A 16,854-nucleotide genomic window follows, 5' to 3' on the forward strand; every position below is an offset into this window, starting at 1 on the left:
CCCCGCACCGGACGCCAGACGTACCATGACGGTCCCGGCCGGCAGGGCTCACCCGCCACCGGCCCGGTGACCGGATTCGACACACGCATCCGAGCCGAGCACAGCCAATGAACGACGACACAGCACATCACGGCAGCGGCCAGTGGCAGTTCTGGATCGACCGCGGCGGCACCTTCACCGACGTCATCGGTCGTCGCCCGGACGGGACCGTGCTCACCCGCAAGGTCCTCTCGGAGAACCCGGAGCGCTATCGCGACGCCGCCCTGCAGGGCATCCGCGAGCTGCTCGGTCTCGCCGACGGCGCACCGATCCCTGCGGATCAGCTCGAACACGTGAAGATGGGCACCACCGTGGCCACCAACGCGCTGCTCGAGCGCGACGGCGAGCGCACCCTGCTCGCCGTCACCCGCGGCTTCCACGACGCACTGCGCATCGGCTACCAGTCGCGCCCGGACATCTTCGCCCAGCACATCGAGCTGCCGGAGCTGCTCTACGAGCGCGTGGTGGAAATCGACGAGCGCCTGGGTGCGGACGGCGAGGTGATCGAGCCCCTGGACGAGGCCGCGGCGCGGCAGGCGCTGCAGGCGGCCTACGACGACGGCATCCGCGCGATCGCGATCTGCCTGGTCCACGGCTACCGCTACACCGACCACGAGGCGCGGCTCGCCGCGATCGCCGGGGAGATCGGCTTCACCCAGGTGTCGGTCTCCCACCGCGTGAGCCCGCTGATGCGCCTGGTCGGGCGTGGCGACACCACGGTGGTCGACGCCTACCTCTCACCGATCCTCCGCCGCTACGCCGACCAGGTCGCCGGCGAGCTCGGCGACACCCGGCTGATGTTCATGAAATCCGACGGCGGGCTCACCGAGCACCGCTACTTCGAGGGCAAGGACGCCATCCTCTCCGGCCCCGCCGGGGGGATCGTCGGCTGCGTGCGCACCGCGGCGATGGCGGGGTACGAGCGCGTCATCGGCTTCGACATGGGCGGCACCTCCACGGACGTCTCCCACTACGCCGGCGAGTACGAGCGCAGCTTCGAGACCGTGATCGCCGGCATCCGCATGCGCGTGCCGATGCTCCAGATCCACACCGTCGCCGCCGGCGGCGGCTCCATCTGCCACTTCGACGGCAGCCGCTACCGGGTGGGGCCGGACTCCGCCGGCGCCGACCCGGGCCCGGCGTGCTACCGCCGGGGCGGGCCGCTCACGGTCACCGACTGCAACGTCATGCTCGGCAAGCTCCAGCCCGAGTTCTTCCCGCGGGTCTTCGGCCCCGAGGCGGACCGGCCCCTGGACGCCGCCGTCGTCCACGAGCGCTTCGCCGAACTGGCCGGGCGGATCCGCGAGGCCACCGGCGACGAACGCAGCCCGGTGGCGGTGGCCGAGGGGTTCCTGCGCATCGCCGTGGAGAACATGGCCAACGCCATCAAGGAGATCTCGGTGCAGCGCGGCCACGACGTGACCGGCTACACCCTCAACTGCTTCGGCGGTGCCGGCGGCCAGCACGCCTGCCTGGTCGCCGATGCCCTGGGCATGACCCGGGTGCTGATCCACCCCCACGCCGGCGTGCTCTCCGCCTACGGCATGGGGCTCGCCGACCTCACCACCGTGCGCGAGATGCCCGTGGACGCGCCCCTGGATGACGCGCTCGCGACCCACGTCGCCGCTGAGCTGGACCGCCTCGCCGAGGACGGGCTGGCGGAGCTCGCCGACCAGGGCTGCCCGCGGGAGCGGGTGCGCATGCGCCGGCGCCTGCACGCCAAGTACGAGGGCACCGACACCACCCTGGAGGTGGACCTGGACGACGCGGCGCGCAGCCGCGCCGCCTTCGAGGCGGAACACCGCCAGCAGTTCGGCTTCGTCATGCCCCACAAGCGGCTGGTGGTGGCCGCCGCGACCGTGGACCTCACCGGCGAGAGCGGCGCCCTGGACGACGAGACCCCGGTGGCCGGACGCGACTCCGGCGCCCCCGGGGCCCTGGCCACGGTGACCACGCACATGGCCGGCGAGGACCACGAGACCCCGGTCTACGACCGCGAGGCCCTGCTGCCGGGGGACCGCATTACCGGTCCCGCGGTCATCCGCGACCCGGTCTCCACCATCGTGGTCGAGCCGGGCTGGGCGATCACCGTCTCGCCGCGCAACCACGTGGTCATGGAGCGCGTCGAGGCCCGGCCCCAGCGAGTGGCCGTGGGCACCGACGTGGACCCGGTGATGCTCGAGGTCTTCAACAACCTGTTCATGTCCGTCGCCGAGCAGATGGGCGTGACCCTGCGCAAGACCGCTTACTCCGCCAACATCAAGGAACGGCTGGACTTCTCCTGCGCGGTGTTCGACCCGGAGGCGAACCTGGTCGCCAACGCCCCCCACGTGCCCGTGCACCTGGGCTCCATGGGCGAGAGTGTGCGCGCCATCGTCGATCGCCGCCGCGAGGGCATGCGCCCCGGCGACGTATTCATGCTGAACGACCCCTACCACGGCGGCACCCACCTGCCCGACATCACCGTGGTCACCCCGGTGTTCGACGACGACGGCACGCAGGTGCTGTTCTATATCGCCTCCCGCGCCCACCACGCCGACGTCGGCGGCATCACCCCCGGCTCCATGCCGCCGGATAGCCAGCGCATCGACGAGGAGGGGGTGCTCATCGACAACTTCCACCTCGTCGACGCCGGCAGCTTCCGCGAGGCGGCCGTGCGCGAGCTGCTCACCGGCGGCGGCTATCCGGTCCGCGACGTGGAGCAGAACCTCAACGACCTGCGCGCCCAGATCGCCGCCAACGAGAAGGGCGCCCGGGAGCTGCGGGACATGATCGCGCAGTTCGGCCTGGCGGTCGTGCACGCCTACATGCACCACGTCCAGGACAACGCCGAGGAGCAGGTGCGCCGGGTGATCGACGTGCTCGAGGACTGCCGCTACGAGCTGCCCATGGACAACGGCACCGCCGTGCGCGTGGCGGTGACCGTCGACCGCGACGCGCGTACCGCGCGGGTGGACTTCACCGGCACCGACGACGCCCAGGCGAGCAACTTCAACGCCCCGGTGGCGGTCACGCGGGCCGCGGTGCTCTACGTCCTGCGCACCCTCGTCGCCGACGACATCCCCCTCAACGACGGCTGCCTCAAGCCCGTGGAGCTGGTCATCCCGGACGGCTCCCTACTCAACCCGCGTTACCCCGCCGCGGTGGTCGCGGGTAACGTCGAGGTCAGCCAGGTGGTGACCAACGCCCTCTACCTGGCCCTCGGCCGCCAGGCCGCGTCCCAGGGCACCATGAACAACCTGACCTTCGGCAACGCCCGCTACCAGCACTACGAGACCCTGTGCGGCGGCACCGGCGCGGGCCCGGAATTCGACGGCGCGAGCGCGGTGCAGTCGCACATGACCAACAGCCGCCTCACCGATCCCGAGGTCCTGGAATGGCGCTTCCCGGTACTGCTGGAGGGCTTCTCCATCCGCGCGGGCTCCGGCGGCGCCGGCCGTCACCGCGGCGGCGAGGGCGCGGTACGCCGGATCCGCTTCCGCGAACCCATGACCGTAGCGATCCTGTCCAACTCCCGGCGGGTGGCGCCGCCCGGGCTCGCGGGGGGCGAGCCCGGGGCGCCGGGCGAGCAGTGGGTGGAGCGTGCCGACGGGCGGCGCCAGACGCTGGCCGGCACCGACCGGACCGAGGTCACCGACGGCGACACGATTGTGGTCGCCACCCCCGGCGGCGGGGGCTACGGCCGGCCGGAGTGACGCTCCCTGCGTATCACGGGCGCCGCCAGCGGGCGGCGCCCGTCTCGATGCCCTCGAACACCCGGCCGAGGGGCGTGCGCACGATGACCAGTCCGAGGGCCACCCCGACGCCGTTGGCCGCGGCGTCCGCCAGCGACATCGTGCGCTCGCCGCCCAGTCCCTGCAGCCCCTCCAGGACCAGCCCGATCACGAACAGCAGCAGCGCCACGGTGGGCACCCGCCGCCGCCACGCCTGGGCGAACCACCAGGCGAGGACGGCGTAGGCGAGCGCGTGCTGGGCCTTGTCCCAGGACAGCCCCACCGGCGGGCTCGGCGGCGCCGGCGTCAGCGACAGCCATACCACCAACGCGAGCACCGCGAATGCGCCCGCACGCCAGAGCCGCGGATGACGCAGCCGCCCTGTCCTGAACCCGGAACCCTGCATATCGTCCCCGCAATCCTGAGAGCCTGTTTCAGTAGACCGCATGCATCGCGTTGCGTCTGAGCGTCCGCCACGCAAGGCGCGTGCGACGCGGTGTGGTCATTTCACATAAGGAACGCGCAACGCCGCGTGGTGGGCGCTCAGACCCAACCCTGTGGGGCGCTCGTCTGTGACCCCGGGGCGGTGTCAGGGCCTTCTTATGTACCGCCGGGCACACCGCGTCGGCCCATCCTGGCCCCGAAACCACACGCGAGCGCCGCGGCGTATGCGGCCTACTGAAACAGGCTCTTAATGACCGACACAGTCGTATACCACACCAGGGCCAGCGCGTGGGCAGTGTAACCGGAGGGTGACGGCATGCCCGGCGCCGATGCCGCGACGGGCGTCGATGTCGAGCGGGCCGGCCGACGCTGGCACTGCGACGGGCACGACGGCACAATGCCCGGACCATTCGTTGCGGAAAGGCCGATGAGCGAGCGACACGAGGCGATCCTGAGCTACTGGTTCGGCGGCGACGCCGCCGATCGGGACGACGGCGCCATCGCCGGGGAGCGCATGGACCTGTGGTTCCGTGCTGACGACACCGTGGATGCGGAGATCGAGGCCGAATTCGGCGCCCTGCTCCAGCTCGCCCGCCGCGGCGAGTGCGACACCTGGGGCGAGAGCCCGCGCGGACGGCTGGCGCTGATCGTGCTGCTGGACCAGTTCTCCCGCAATATCTTCCGTGACACCCCGGACGCCTTCGCCAGCGACCGCCTCGCCCTGGCGCATTCCCTGGAGGGCCAGACGCAGGACCAGGACCTCGCCCTGCGCCCGGTGGAGCGGCTGTTCTTCTACATGCCCATGATGCACGCCGAGTCACTGCCGGTGCAGGACCGCGCCGTGCAGCGTTTCGAGGAACTGGTCACCGCCGTACCCGAGCCCGAGCGCGCCCCGTTCGAGCGCTCGCTCAAGGCGGCCCGGGAACACCGGGACACCATCCTGCGCTTCGATCGTTTCCCGCACCGCAACCGCATCCTCAACCGCGATAGCACCCCGGCGGAGACGGATTTCCTGGCACGCGGGCAGCCAGCCGACGCCCCATGACCGGTCTCCGCGGCCCGGGCATCACCGCGGACACCCAGCTCCGGGACCTGCTCACCCTGCTCGCCGGCCCCGGCAGCCGCGCCTGGGCCGTGCGCGCCACGGCCACCGGCCACCTGTGTGTGGACGACACCGGAACCAGCCGCGTCCTCGCCCCCTCGCCGGGGCTGCGGACATGCCTGCGGGATTCGCTCCGGCGCCCCTGTCCCCTCCCCGCCCCGCTACTGGCCGAGCTGCCCGGTGCGGCCGCGATCGTGGGCGACGGCTGGATCGCGGCATGCACGAACCCCGGGGGCGACGACGAGTGGCTGGTCGTCGCCGGCCCGTCCGCCGGCGATAGCACCCGCATCGCCGCCGCGGCCCGCCGGCGCCGCCAGCACCGGCGCCTGGCCACCGCCGTGGACGAGGCCCAGACCGTCCTGGACGCCCTGCCCTTCCCGGTCTTCTACAAGGACGAGTCGTCCCGCTACCGCGGCTGCAACCGGTCGTTCGCCGAGGTGGTCTCCGGCGCCGGCCCCGCCGGCCTCGTCGGCTACCACCCGGACCGTTTCCTGAGCCAGGAGCACCTCGCCACCCACCACGAGATCGACCAGGCGCTGTGGCGCGGTGAGCACGAGGAACTGCCCTACGAGCTCGCCTTCGATGACGGCTCCGGCACGCCGCGCGAGGTGCGCTGCCACAAGCGCCTGACCCGGACCGGACACGGCGAGCGACTGATCGTCGGCGCCCTGCTGGACGTCAGCGACCACCGGCGCACCGAGCGCGCGCTGCAGGCGAGCGAGGCCCGGCTCTACCGATTCATCGAGGAGTCGCCGGACGCCTACTTCCTGCTGGACGAGACCGGTGTCATCCTGCGCGCCAACCGCGGCGCCACCCGCCTGACCGGCGCGGACGACGAGACGCTGGTCGGGGCACCGCTCTGGCCCTGGCTGGGTGCGACGGACCCCCGCGCCGAGCCCCCGGGCCCGGGCCTGCTGGACGCCGCCGGAGGGCCGCAGTGCCTGGAGGCGGTGCTGCGGCACGCCGACGGAGAGGCGATCCCGGTGGAGCTGCGCATCAGCGAGATCGCGGACGACGGCGCCACCCAGCGCCTGTGCGTGGCCACGGACATCCGCGAACGGCATCGTGCGCAGGCCCGCATGCGCCGCCACGAACGGATGTTCCGGGACGTCTTCGAGGCCTCGGAAGACGCCATTCTGATTCTCGACGGCGACCGTTTCGTGGAGTGCAACCAGGCGACACTGGACGTGCTCGGCGCGCGCCACCTGGAACGGGAGGCGGTGCTGCCGTTCACGCCCTGGGACGTCTCCCCGCCGACCCAGCCGGACGGCACCGACTCCCGGATCAAGGCGCAGCAGATGATCGCGCTCGCCCACTATCGTCACTTCCACCGCTTCGAGTGGCTGTGCCGCGGCTTCGACGGCCAGGATATCCCCATCGAGGCGACCATGACGACCATCGCCTACAACGGCCGCACTGCGCTCTACACGGTCTGCGTCGACATCAGCGAGCGGCGCCGTCACGAGGAGGAGGCCTTCAGCCTCGCCTACTACGACCCGCTCACCGGCCTGCCGAACCGCCGGCTGCTCCAGCGCCGCGCCGTGGACACGATCCGCGAGCACCAGGCCGGCGGGCGCAGCCTCGGCGTGCTCTACCTGGACCTGGACCGGTTCAAGGACATCAACGACACCCAGGGCCACAAGACCGGTGACGGCATCCTCGCGACCATCGCCGACCGGCTCGCCGACAGGCTGCGCCCGGGCGACACCCTCGCCCGGCTCGGCGGCGACGAGTTCGCCGTGCTCTGCCCGGACTGCGACGCGGCCGTTCTGGACGAGGTCGTCGACGACCTGGGACGGGCGTTCGAGTCGCCACTCCCCCTCGCCGGCGGCGAGGTGCGGCTGGACTGCAGCATCGGCGGCGTCCTCTGCCCGCAGGACGGCACCAGCCTGGACGCCCTGCTCCAGCACGCCGACATCGCCATGTACGAGGCCAAGGCCGCCGGCAGGCGCTTCATGCGCTACGCGCCGCACCACGGCGCCGCCGTGCAGGAACGCGTTCAGCTCGAACAGGCCCTGGCGCGGGCGGTGGAACAGGACGCCCTCACCCTCTGGTACCAGCCGCGGGTCTGCACCCGCAGCGGGCGCATCGAGAGCGTCGAGGCCCTGGCCCGCTGGATCCCGGCCGACGGCGTGGCGATCTCACCCGGGCGGTTCATCCCGCTGGCCGAGCAGACCGGGCTGATCGTCGCCATCGGTGCACAGCTGCGCCGCCGCGCCGCACACCAGGCCAGAGCGTGGGCGGAACAGGGCTATCCGCTGCGCATGGCGGTCAACATCAGCCCGCTGGAGCTGGAGGCGCCGCGTTTCGCGGAAGAGATACTGGCGACCATCGACAGCGGCGGACTCGACCCGGCCCAGCTGGAACTGGAGATCACCGAAGGGACATTCATGCGCGACCCGGAGCGCAACGCGGCCACCCTCTCACGGCTGCGCAGCGCCGGCGTGCACATCACCATCGACGACTTCGGGATCGGCTACTCGTCGCTCTCCCACCTCAAGTGCCTGCCGGTGGACACCCTCAAGCTCGACCGCAGCCTGATCAACCAGGTGGACGAGGACGCCCACGAGGCGGCGATCGTGCAGGCGGTACTGGCGCTCGCCGACCGGCTCTCGCTCAACGTCATCGCCGAGGGCATGGAGACGGCGTCCCAGGCGGCGGCGCTGGACGCCCTCGGCTGCACCCTCCACCAGGGCTTCCACTACGCCCATCCCGTCCAGCCGGAGGCATTCCCCCTCGGGCGGATCTACCGCGACCCGGACCGCTGAACCCGCTGCCGTGACCGCTGGCGGCGCGGGACGACCGTACGGCCCTACCCCCGCCACGCCCCCACCCCGGCCGCCAGGGCGGGCAGGACCTCGGCGCAGTCGCCGGTCACGCGGAAGGCGAGCTCGCCCTCGGCGCGGGTGACGCCGCGGCCGACCGCCACCACGGGGATGCCGCGGTCGACGGCGGCGCGCACGAACCGGTAGCCGGACCAGACCATGAGCGAGGAGCCGGCGACCAGCAGCAGACCCGCCCGCTCCAGGGCCGCCATCGCCAGCGTCACGCGCTCGCCGGGCACCCCCTCACCGAAGAACACGACGCCGGGCTTGAGGACGCCGCCGCAACGCCGGCAGGCGGGCACGCGGAAGGCATCGTAGTCCACGTCATCGAGGTCGGCGTCGCCGTCCGGGGCATGGCTCGCGGCGATACCCGCCCAGTCCGGGTTGTCGTGGAGCAGAGTTTCCTGGAAGGCGTGACGGTCGATCACCGCACCACAATCCAGGCACTCCACCCGGTCGAGCCGGCCGTGAAGGTCGACCACACCGGTGGCGCCCGAGCGCTGGTGCAATCCGTCCACGTTCTGGGTCACCACGCCGCTCAGCCGGCCGGCGACGGCCAGCGCCGCCACCGCCCGGTGGGCGTCATTGGGCCGGGCCGCGGCGACCCGCGCCCAGCCCACCAGGCTGCGGGCCCAGTAACGCCGGCGGTTGGCCGCACTGCCCACGAAGGCCTGGTACTGCATCGGCGCCCGACCCTTCCAGCGCCCGCGGTCGTCGCGGTAATCGGGGATTCCCGAGCCGGTGCTGCAGCCCGCGCCGGTCAGTACCAGGGCACGTGCCTCCGCCAGGCGGGCCACGAGGTCGGCAACCGTCCCCTCCTCCGCCGGCGGCAGCGGACGGCTGTCGGGTGCACGGGTACGCAGGGGGAGAACGGCGCCCATGATCGGGGACCCTCGGTCGACGGGACGTCCCCGCATCATACCCACCTTACGGCAGCGATTGTCAGGCATTGGCCGGAGGCCGCGCACCGATCGTCGGGCTTGAAGGGCCCGGATCTCGCCACCATAAAAGGTTGCATGCTAATATTCCCCGTTCTAACGCCCCGGCGGAATTCACCCGCCGGCGGCCAGCGGAGCCATCCATGACGCGAGCGACGATCAACGGCGGGCTGGGCCTGATACTCATCCTTGGCCTGCTCACGGCCTTCGGCCCCATGTCCATCGACTTCTATCTGCCCGGGCTGCCCGCCCTGGCGGACGAGCTCGGCGTGTCCGCGGCATCCGCCCAGCAGAGCCTGAGCGTATTCTTCATCGGGCTCGCGGCGGGCCAGCTCATCTACGGCCCCTTTTCCGACCGTTTCGGCCGCCGGCCGGTGCTGGCCTTCAGTATCGTGCTCTACCTGGTGGCGAGCCTGGTGTGCGCCGCCGCGGACAGCCTGCCGATGCTGCTGGCGGCCCGGGGTCTGCAGGGGCTGGGCGCCGGTGCCGGCCCGGTGGTCTCGCGCGCCATCATCCGCGACACCTACCGCGGCAGCCAGGCCGCCCGGATCCTGTCCTTCGTCATCCTGGTGATGGCGGTGGCACCGCTGCTGGCGCCGCTGGTCGGCGGCCAGATCGTCGCCGGGCTCGGCTGGCGCGGCATCTTCTGGGTGCTGGCCGGTTTCGCCGCGGTCTGCCTGGTTACCGTGGGCACCGCCCTGGCGGAGACCAACGGCCGCGAGCACCGCGACGGTGCGCCGCTGGCCGCGCACTTCGCCGCCTACGGCGTGCTCCTGCGCGACCGCCGGTCGCTGGCGTTCCTGATCTGCGGCGGCATGGCCTTCGGTGCGCTGTTCGCCTACGTCTCCAGCAGCTCGTTCATCTACATCGACGTCTACGGGGTCAGCCCCCGGGCCTTCGGCTTCTATTTCGCCGCCAACGTGGTCGGGCTGGTACTCGCGAACCTGGTCAACAGCCAGCTCGTGGCACGCTTCGGCTACCACCGGCTGCTCGCGGTCGGCTCAACGGTGACCTTTGCCAGCAGCGTGGTTCTGCTCCTCGACAGTCTGACCGGCTTCGGCGGGCTCGCCGGGATCGCCCTGCCGCTGTTCTTCGCGGTGGGCATGGTCGGGCTGGTCGGCGCCAACACCGTGGCCGGCCTGCTCGACGCCTATCCGAACAACGCCGGCGCGGCATCGGCCCTGTTCGGCTTCTTCCAGTTCGGGCTCGGCGCCCTCGCCGGCGGGATGGTCGGCGCCGTGGGCCTCTCCCCCGCGGTGGACATGGCGGTGGTGATGGTGCTGTGCGCCGCGGTGAGCTTCACCGCCGGGCGGCGCCTGCTCGCCGGCGAGGCCCGGGAGCGCAGCCGTGGCGGGGAGACCGCCGCGCGCTGCAGCGAGGCCGCCTGAGCGGCCGGGGCCGCGACAAGCACGCCGCCGGCGCACACCGCATCCGGCGCGTGACAAGGCCTCCGGGAGGATGGGTATGATCCCGGCTCAATCATGAGCCTGCCGGGGGAGGCCGGACATGCCGCGGCGATGGATACTGGCGGCCGCAGTCGCGGCCTGCCTGGTCACACTCACCACCCGGGCCGCCACCGGGACGGGCCCGGTGACACTGGTTCGGGAGGCCGTGGACGAAGGGCTCGTGTTCGTGCGCACCCACGCCGCCACCCTGGCCGACGAGCCCGCGTGCACGCGGGCGTTCATCGAGCGGCACTACCGCGAGCTCCTCGACCCCACGCTGGCGGCCCGGTTCGTGGCCGGACCGTACTGGGCCGACGCCCCTCCCGGGGCGCGGACGCGCTTCACCCGCGCCCTCACCGATCACCTCGTGGCGGTGTACGCCACCGCCGTCAGCGTGTTCGCACCACGCATCGTCGAGTTCGCGCGCACCGGCGACATCGGCTACCGGCTGATCCGGCAGGACGGGCGTCGTGCGGTGGTACGGGTTGCCCTGCGGCCGCAGGACCGGCGCGACGTCGACGTGGACATCCTGCTCCACCGCCCGGGGGAACGCTGGCTGGTGCACGATGCCCGCGTCGCCGGCATCAGCCTGCTCGCGATCTTCCGCCAGGCCTTCCGGCCCCGGCTCGCCCGAGAGGGGCTCGCCGGGGTCAGCGACGCGCTGGAACGTCACCGCCACGCGGGCGGGGGCCCGCCGGAGACGGCCCCCTGCCGCTGAGCGGTGCCGCAGTCACTCCCCGCCGCGGTACACCGAGTCCTTCCAGATGCCGCGTTCCTTCATCAGCCCGACCTGGTGGTCGATGACCTCGTGGCGGTACTCCGCATGGTCCATGGGCGCGCGGTCCATGTAGAGGTTGCTGGGGTAGACGTCGCTGTCGTATATCACCCGGGCGAGCTCGGAGCGCACGTCCTTGAGCCAGTTGGAGACCTGGGCCTTCTCGCGGTGGTGGCGCAGCTGCTCGATGTCGATCACGCCGGCCAGGTAGGTGGAGCCGGCGCCGTAATCCTGCCGGCCGACCACCGCGCCGCGGTGATTGACGATGTGCGAGCGCCCGCCGAACGTGTCGATGGGGAGATCCGAGTCGTCGAAGAGGTAGTACGTCCCCATGTTGGGGGCGACCACGTACATGTTGTTCTCCAGCGCCCGCGCCCGGGAGGAGATCTCGAAGAAATCGTTGCCGGTGTGCGGATGGGGAAAGGACGCCCGGTAGGCGACCTCGCAGCCGTTCATGGCGAGCCCGCGGCCGTTCTCCGGGTAGGAGGCCTCGTTGGCCATCATGATGCCGAGGCGCCCGATGTCGGTGTCCACCACCGGCCAGAAGGCCTGGAGGTTGCGCCCGTAGGTCTCCACCCACCAGTCGAAGATGTCCGAGGGCGTGAGCCCGTGTTCCACCGGGTAGAGGTTGGCGAGCTTGTAGTGGCGCAGGATGACCTCGCCGTCCGGGTCGATCACGAAGCCCACGTTGAAGAAGCGGTCCTTCCAGTCCGGGTGCCGGGCCTTGGCCTGGGCCATGACGTAGCAGTCGTACTCGCGGGCGAGCTCCCCCAGCGCCCGGGTCTCCGGGCCGGGGATGTCGATCGCGCACTCCCGGGCGAAGGCCACGTGATCCAGGTCGAGCACCTCGTCGTTGAACCCCTGCAGCGCGCCCTCGGGCAGCACCAGCAGCCGCACCGGGATGTCCAGGCTCGACAGCCAGGAGGCGGCCTTGGTGAGGTGCCGGATGTGCTCGATGTTGGTCATGATGTCGGCGCGCTTGCGTATCCCGCGTACCGTGGGCACGAGGCCGACGCAGTTATAGGGCTCGATCATTCCGGGGTCCTCCATCGTTTCGCTGTCAGGGCGGCTCGCCTGCGAGCCGGTTCGTGAATCGGTACGTGCGGCAGCCTCAGCGCACGGGGTGTTCGTCGCCCCCGCCATAGCCGGTCATCTCCAGGTAGCCGTGCCCGCCGACATCGTCGCCGGCCACCTCCACGGCGCCCTCCCAGTAACGGAAGGCGGTACGCATCTCCTGGTCGGCAACGACGGCGCGCACACCGACGTCGAGCCCCGCAGCCGGCACCCGCAGGCGCCAGCGCACGGGATAGCGCACCCCGGTTTCCGGACTGCGCCAGTAGGCCTGCGGCGTCAGCCGGAAACCGTCGGCATCGAGGCGGTGGCGCACGCCGTCCGGGCCGACCACCACGCCGGCGGAGTGGCGGTCGGTGGCGCCGTCGCGCCGGCGCAGCCGGTAGAGCATGACGTCGCGGCCGTCGTCGAGCTGTAGCGCGAACCAGTCCCATCCCGTCTGCTCCGGCCCCAGGGTGCTGGTACCCCATTCCCGGTCCAGCCACGCGAGGCCGTGCACGTCGTGACGCGCCCCGGCGACGCGTACGCTGCCCCGGGCCTCGATCCGGGTGTAGGAGTAGTAGCGCGAGGCGTTGCCGGGCGCGTCGCCCTTGACGCTGTAGCCCGCATCGCCCTGGAGGACGGGACCGCGTGCGTTGTCCAGCCGCAGCTCGACACGCATCTCCCCGGCCCCGGCGGTCAGGACCAGAGGGAAGAGCCGGCCGGATTGCTGCGAGCGCATCGACCAGTCGTCCAGCCAGACCTCGACGGCGGGCGCGGTCCGCGCGCCGGCGAGCCCGAGGGCACCGCGCTGGAAACGCTCGGCGAAGCGGTGCCCGCCGGCGGCCACATCGGTGACCGCCAAGTGGCCCATCCAGGCCTGGCGCGTGGCAAGGGCGGAGCGGCGCGGAGGCATCGACGGTGCGAGCGCGCTACGAAAGAAGGTGAGCTGCACGCCGAACGCACGGCCCGCAGCGTCGCGCAGGTTAGCGGTGACGTACCACCACTCGCTGCGGTAATCCGGATGGGCCCCGTGATCCCGCGGAAAGGACAAAGGCCGGGGGCCCGTGATCCGCGCGAAGCCGGATCCCTCGCCGCGCAGCGCGGCCATGGCCGTGTCGCCGGCACCGGGCTCCGGCGCGCCGGTATCGGCGAGCCAGACCCCGACGCCCACGCCGGCCGCCACGATGACGCCCAGCAAGGCAACGGCCCCCGGCACCCATGCTCGCCCCACGCGCACACCGACTCCTCCGATCACCGGTCATACGATCCCATACTGGCACAGCCCTGCGGCGCGGCGCTCACACGGACACCGCCCCGGACGCATCGCGACGATGATGCCCCATTTCCGAGGCCTGGCGCTCCAGGGCCAGTTCGAGACGTTCGAGCAGCCCGCGCAGCGGCGCCCGGCCTCGCTCGTCGAGGACGTCGTGATCGACCAGCGCGGCATCAAGGGTGCGCGCGGCCGCGGCCACGTCCGCCGGTGCGTGGCCCCGGGCGCTGGCGACGAAGGCGGCGGCCAGGGTGTCGAGCAATGCCACCAGGGCCGCACGGACCGGCGGCGGCGCCCCGTCCAGCCAGTGACGCAGCCGCAGTCCGGCGATACCGACGTCCAGGCCGTTGAGCCCGATCATGAGCAGGTGGCGGTGCGCCTCGTCGAGGAGGTCGTCGTGGCGGGCCAGCCGCAGGAGCCGGTCGGCCATGCGGCCGCTGAAGCGTGCCTCCACCTCGTGCAGGGGCGGCTGGGCCAACCGGTGGAGATCGACACCAATGGCGTGGATCAGCCGGCGCCGGCGCAGGGCCGCCCCCAGCCCGGGGACCAGGCGGAAACCCACGGTCGCGATCGCGAGCCCGCCGGTGACCGCCAGGGCCCGGTTAGCAAAGTTGTCGAAGGACAGGTCCATGCCGTTGCCGGGCATGGTCAGCAGGATATTGAAGATGGTGAACGGCAGGCAGTAGCCCACCAGCCGGCGATGCCCCGCCCCCAGCAGACCGATGAACAGCGGCGTGAGCACCAGCATCGCCAGCATCGGAAAGCCGCTGGCCCGTGCGAGCAGCACGTGTCCGAACAGGAAGGCGCTCGGCAGCGCCGCCAGCATGCCCTTGAAGAACATCGTGCAGATCGTCGCCGGGTTGTCCCGGTTGGCGAACAGCACAGACGGCAGGGTCGCCATCAGCACCGCGATCGGACCGCCGCTCCAGTGCGTGGCGATCCAGAACGCCGTCGTGGCGGCGAACGCCGCGCCGGCCCGCAGTCCGTTCACCGCCGCCTCGCCGTGGTCGCGATGCCAGGCGGGCACGCCGGAGCGGAGCTGGTGGCGGCCGGGATGGGCTATCGCCTCGCGCGCGTCGAGCATGACCATGGCGTGGCCGAGGATGGCGCGCAGCCCGGTGACCACCCGGCGCTGGAGCGGATCGAGACCGTCGTCCGGATACCGCCGGGCCTGCTCGCGCAGGGCCTGGAGGTGGCGCCGGGCGGCGGGGACACCACGGGCCGACTCCGCTTCACGGAAGCCCTCGGCCATCTCGCCGGCGAACGCGCCCAGCGGCGCGCCGATGCGCCCGGGGTGATCACGCAGGAGCTGCTGTATGCCGCCGAGGGCGGCGAACAGCCGCATCGAGCGCTGGGTGAGGACATGGGCGGCGCGGATGCGTTCACCACCCCCCGGCCCCTCGTAGCGGGCGGCCTGACTGTCCGCCTCGAGCACGTTCAGCGGCCCCAGGCTCGCGGTCAGCGATCGCTGCACCGTGGTCAGCGGCATGTCCGCGTCCAGGCGCTGGCCCGCGTGGGTGAACGCCGCGTTGATTGCCGCATCCGCCTGCTCGGCCAGGTGGTCGGTCACCCGTACCGGCCAGACCAGCGCACTCACCAGGGTGGCGCTGATCTCGCCGAGGCCGAGCTCGGAGACACGCGCGACGGCCACGTCGAACACGCGGTCCGGCTGGCTGAGCGACAGGAACACGACCAGCAGCGCGGTGATCGCGGCCATCACGCAGCCATAGGAGAAGTTGCCCCGCATCAGCGAGCCCGCGTAGGCGCAGGCCATCACCCACAGCGTGAGCACATAGAGCGCCGGCACCGCCGCCTGGGCCGAGAGCGCCATCACGACGATTCCGGCCACGGCACCGATCAGGGTCCCCCCGATCTGGCACAGCCCCTTCTCGATAACCATGCCGCTCATGGGGCGGATCTGCAGGAAGGCGGCGGCGATGAGCGCCCAGTACGGGCGCTCGAGATCGAACCACAGCGCCGCGTAGAGCGCGAGCAGCATCGCCAGGGTGGCCTTCAGCGCGAAGCGCAGGGCCTGGCGCGAGGGCGTGAGATACGCCTCCAGGAGCACCGGCACGGCGACTCAGTCCCGGTCGTCGACTATGCGGACCGTCGCCGTCATCCCCGCGCTCAGGCGGGTACCGGCGGGCACCTCATCCAGGGCGATGCGCACGGGGATGCGCTGGGCCAGGCGTACCCAGTTGAAGGTCGGCTGGACCTGCGGCAGCAGCTGGCCGTTGGGCGCGGTGTTGGTGTCGGCGATGCCGCGGCCGATGCCGGCGACATGACCGCTGAGGCGCGTATCGCCGCTCATCAGGATCACCTCGGCGGCGTCGCCGGCATGGATGCGTGGCATCTTCGTCTCCTCGAAATAGCCGGTGACGTAGTAGGAGCCCGACTTCACCAGCGCCATCACCGCGGTGCCGGCGCTGGCGTAGTCGCCCTCGGCGAGCTGGAGATTGAGGACATGCCCCGACGCCGGCGCGGTGACCGTGGTGCGCTCGAGCTCCAGCCGGGCCTTGTCGAGGTCGGCCTTCGCGCTCGCCAGCGCCGCCTCGGCGACCCGGGTATCGATACGTGCGGCCTCGCGGTCCTCCGTGCTGATCGCCTCGCGGCTCAGCCGGGAGCGGCGCTCGGCGACGTGGCGCTTGCGCTCGAGGCGGGCCCGGGCACTGGCCACCGCGGCCTTCGCCTCGTCGACGGCGACCCGGTAACGCGCACGGTCGATGCGGAAGAGCTCGTCGCCGCGCTCGACACCCTGGTTGTCGGCGACGCTCAGCGTGCGCACCCAGCCCGAGACATCCGGCGCCACGGTGATCACGTCGGCGCGCACCCGCGCGTCCCGGGTCCATGGCGAGTAGAGGTAGTAATGCCAGAGCCAGGCACCGGCGGCGACGGCCAGCGCGACGACGATGAGCGTGGCGAGGATGCGCAGCGCGGTGCCCATATCAGCCGCTCCCCGGCGCCGGCGCGCCCAGGTAGGCGACCGCGGCGGTCGCGATCACGAACAGTGCGGCGTCGAACCACGCCTCCTGCCAGGGCGCGCCGTGGCCGGCGAGCCGGTGCAGGAGCAGGCGCAGACACACCGTGACGATGAACCCCAGAAGTAGATAGACGAGCAGCGGACTGATGAATATGCCGCCGATGGCGATTTCACGAAGGCCCATGCGGTTGCGTTGCGTCCCCGATCCGATATTAGTTCATGTTGCGTATATTAGCACACGAACAAAATACCCGCACCGGTACGGCATCC

12 protein-coding genes are annotated in these 16,854 nt (G+C 71.8%); 5 read left to right on the plus strand and 7 right to left on the minus strand.

Annotated elements, in window-relative coordinates; genetic code table 11:
- Positions 1-107: 107 nt before the first annotated feature.
- The gene (locus tag C516_RS0100470; RefSeq protein ID WP_018716379.1) at positions 108-3,734 is read left to right on the plus strand and encodes a hydantoinase B/oxoprolinase family protein; all 3,627 of its coding nucleotides are present in this window, start codon (positions 108-110) and stop codon (positions 3,732-3,734) included.
- Positions 3,735-3,747: 13 nt separating this feature from the next.
- Here C516_RS0100470 and C516_RS18065 read toward each other — a convergent pair whose 3' ends face one another.
- Complete coding sequence (locus tag C516_RS18065; protein WP_018716380.1) at positions 3,748-4,158, minus strand: VanZ family protein; 411 nt, start codon at positions 4,156-4,158, stop codon at positions 3,748-3,750.
- Between the two features lie 465 nt (positions 4,159-4,623).
- Between C516_RS18065 and C516_RS0100480 the strand changes: the two genes are divergently transcribed.
- Entirely contained in the window at positions 4,624-5,241 is a 618-nt protein-coding gene (locus C516_RS0100480; RefSeq protein WP_018716381.1) for a DUF924 family protein, read from the plus strand.
- Complete coding sequence (locus C516_RS20235; protein WP_018716382.1) at positions 5,238-8,066, plus strand: sensor domain-containing protein; 2,829 nt, start codon at positions 5,238-5,240, stop codon at positions 8,064-8,066. Before C516_RS0100480 ends, C516_RS20235 begins: the two co-directional genes overlap by 4 nt.
- Positions 8,067-8,110: 44 nt before the next feature.
- Here the strand turns inward: C516_RS20235 and C516_RS0100490 are convergent, their stop codons facing one another.
- Positions 8,111-9,004 (minus strand): NAD-dependent protein deacetylase, encoded by an 894-nt coding sequence (locus C516_RS0100490; RefSeq protein WP_018716383.1) that lies wholly within the window; start codon positions 9,002-9,004, stop codon positions 8,111-8,113.
- A 200-nt stretch (positions 9,005-9,204) separates the two neighbouring features.
- Between C516_RS0100490 and C516_RS0100495 the strand changes: the two genes are divergently transcribed.
- Entirely contained in the window at positions 9,205-10,449 is a 1,245-nt protein-coding gene (locus tag C516_RS0100495) for a Bcr/CflA family multidrug efflux MFS transporter (protein WP_018716384.1), read from the plus strand.
- A 118-nt stretch (positions 10,450-10,567) separates the two neighbouring features.
- Positions 10,568-11,224, plus strand: coding sequence for an MlaC/ttg2D family ABC transporter substrate-binding protein (locus tag C516_RS20240; protein ID WP_018716385.1), 657 nt, complete (start codon positions 10,568-10,570; stop codon positions 11,222-11,224).
- Between the two features lie 12 nt (positions 11,225-11,236).
- Here C516_RS20240 and C516_RS0100505 read toward each other — a convergent pair whose 3' ends face one another.
- From C516_RS0100505 to C516_RS0100525, 5 genes are all read right to left on the minus strand, one after another.
- Positions 11,237-12,316 carry a nitrilase-related carbon-nitrogen hydrolase gene (locus C516_RS0100505; RefSeq protein ID WP_018716386.1) on the minus strand — a complete coding sequence of 360 codons (1,080 nt, stop codon included), beginning with the start codon at positions 12,314-12,316 and terminating at the stop codon, positions 11,237-11,239.
- Positions 12,317-12,392: 76 nt separating this feature from the next.
- Entirely contained in the window at positions 12,393-13,565 is a 1,173-nt protein-coding gene (locus C516_RS0100510; RefSeq protein ID WP_245558715.1) for a lipocalin-like domain-containing protein, read from the minus strand.
- Positions 13,566-13,632: 67 nt separating this feature from the next.
- Positions 13,633-15,678, minus strand: a complete 2,046-nt coding sequence (locus tag C516_RS0100515; RefSeq protein WP_018716388.1) for an FUSC family protein — start codon at positions 15,676-15,678, stop codon at positions 13,633-13,635.
- Positions 15,679-15,684: 6 nt separating this feature from the next.
- Positions 15,685-16,548 (minus strand): efflux RND transporter periplasmic adaptor subunit, encoded by an 864-nt coding sequence (locus C516_RS0100520; RefSeq protein WP_018716389.1) that lies wholly within the window; start codon positions 16,546-16,548, stop codon positions 15,685-15,687.
- Position 16,549: 1 nt separating this feature from the next.
- On the minus strand, positions 16,550-16,768 hold the full coding sequence (locus tag C516_RS0100525) for a DUF1656 domain-containing protein (RefSeq protein ID WP_018716390.1): 219 nt from the start codon (positions 16,766-16,768) through the stop codon (positions 16,550-16,552).
- Between the last annotated feature and the right edge of the window lie 86 nt (positions 16,769-16,854).

The sequence above is a fragment of the Arhodomonas aquaeolei DSM 8974 genome, from assembly GCF_000374645.1.
Classification (GTDB): domain Bacteria; phylum Pseudomonadota; class Gammaproteobacteria; order Nitrococcales; family Nitrococcaceae; genus Arhodomonas; species Arhodomonas aquaeolei.

Coding starts and splice junctions, on each gene's coding strand:
- C516_RS0100470 (WP_018716379.1), top strand. CDS start 108: ATGAACGACGACACAGCACATCACGGCAGCGGCCAGTGGCAGTTCTGG.
- C516_RS18065 (WP_018716380.1), bottom strand. CDS start 4,158: ATGCAGGGTTCCGGGTTCAGGACAGGGCGGCTGCGTCATCCGCGGCTC.
- C516_RS0100480 (WP_018716381.1), top strand. CDS start 4,624: ATGAGCGAGCGACACGAGGCGATCCTGAGCTACTGGTTCGGCGGCGAC.
- C516_RS20235 (WP_018716382.1), top strand. CDS start 5,238: ATGACCGGTCTCCGCGGCCCGGGCATCACCGCGGACACCCAGCTCCGG.
- C516_RS0100490 (WP_018716383.1), bottom strand. CDS start 9,004: ATGGGCGCCGTTCTCCCCCTGCGTACCCGTGCACCCGACAGCCGTCCG.
- C516_RS0100495 (WP_018716384.1), top strand. CDS start 9,205: ATGACGCGAGCGACGATCAACGGCGGGCTGGGCCTGATACTCATCCTT.
- C516_RS20240 (WP_018716385.1), top strand. CDS start 10,568: ATGCCGCGGCGATGGATACTGGCGGCCGCAGTCGCGGCCTGCCTGGTC.
- C516_RS0100505 (WP_018716386.1), bottom strand. CDS start 12,316: ATGATCGAGCCCTATAACTGCGTCGGCCTCGTGCCCACGGTACGCGGG.
- C516_RS0100520 (WP_018716389.1), bottom strand. CDS start 16,548: ATGGGCACCGCGCTGCGCATCCTCGCCACGCTCATCGTCGTCGCGCTG.
- C516_RS0100525 (WP_018716390.1), bottom strand. CDS start 16,768: ATGGGCCTTCGTGAAATCGCCATCGGCGGCATATTCATCAGTCCGCTG.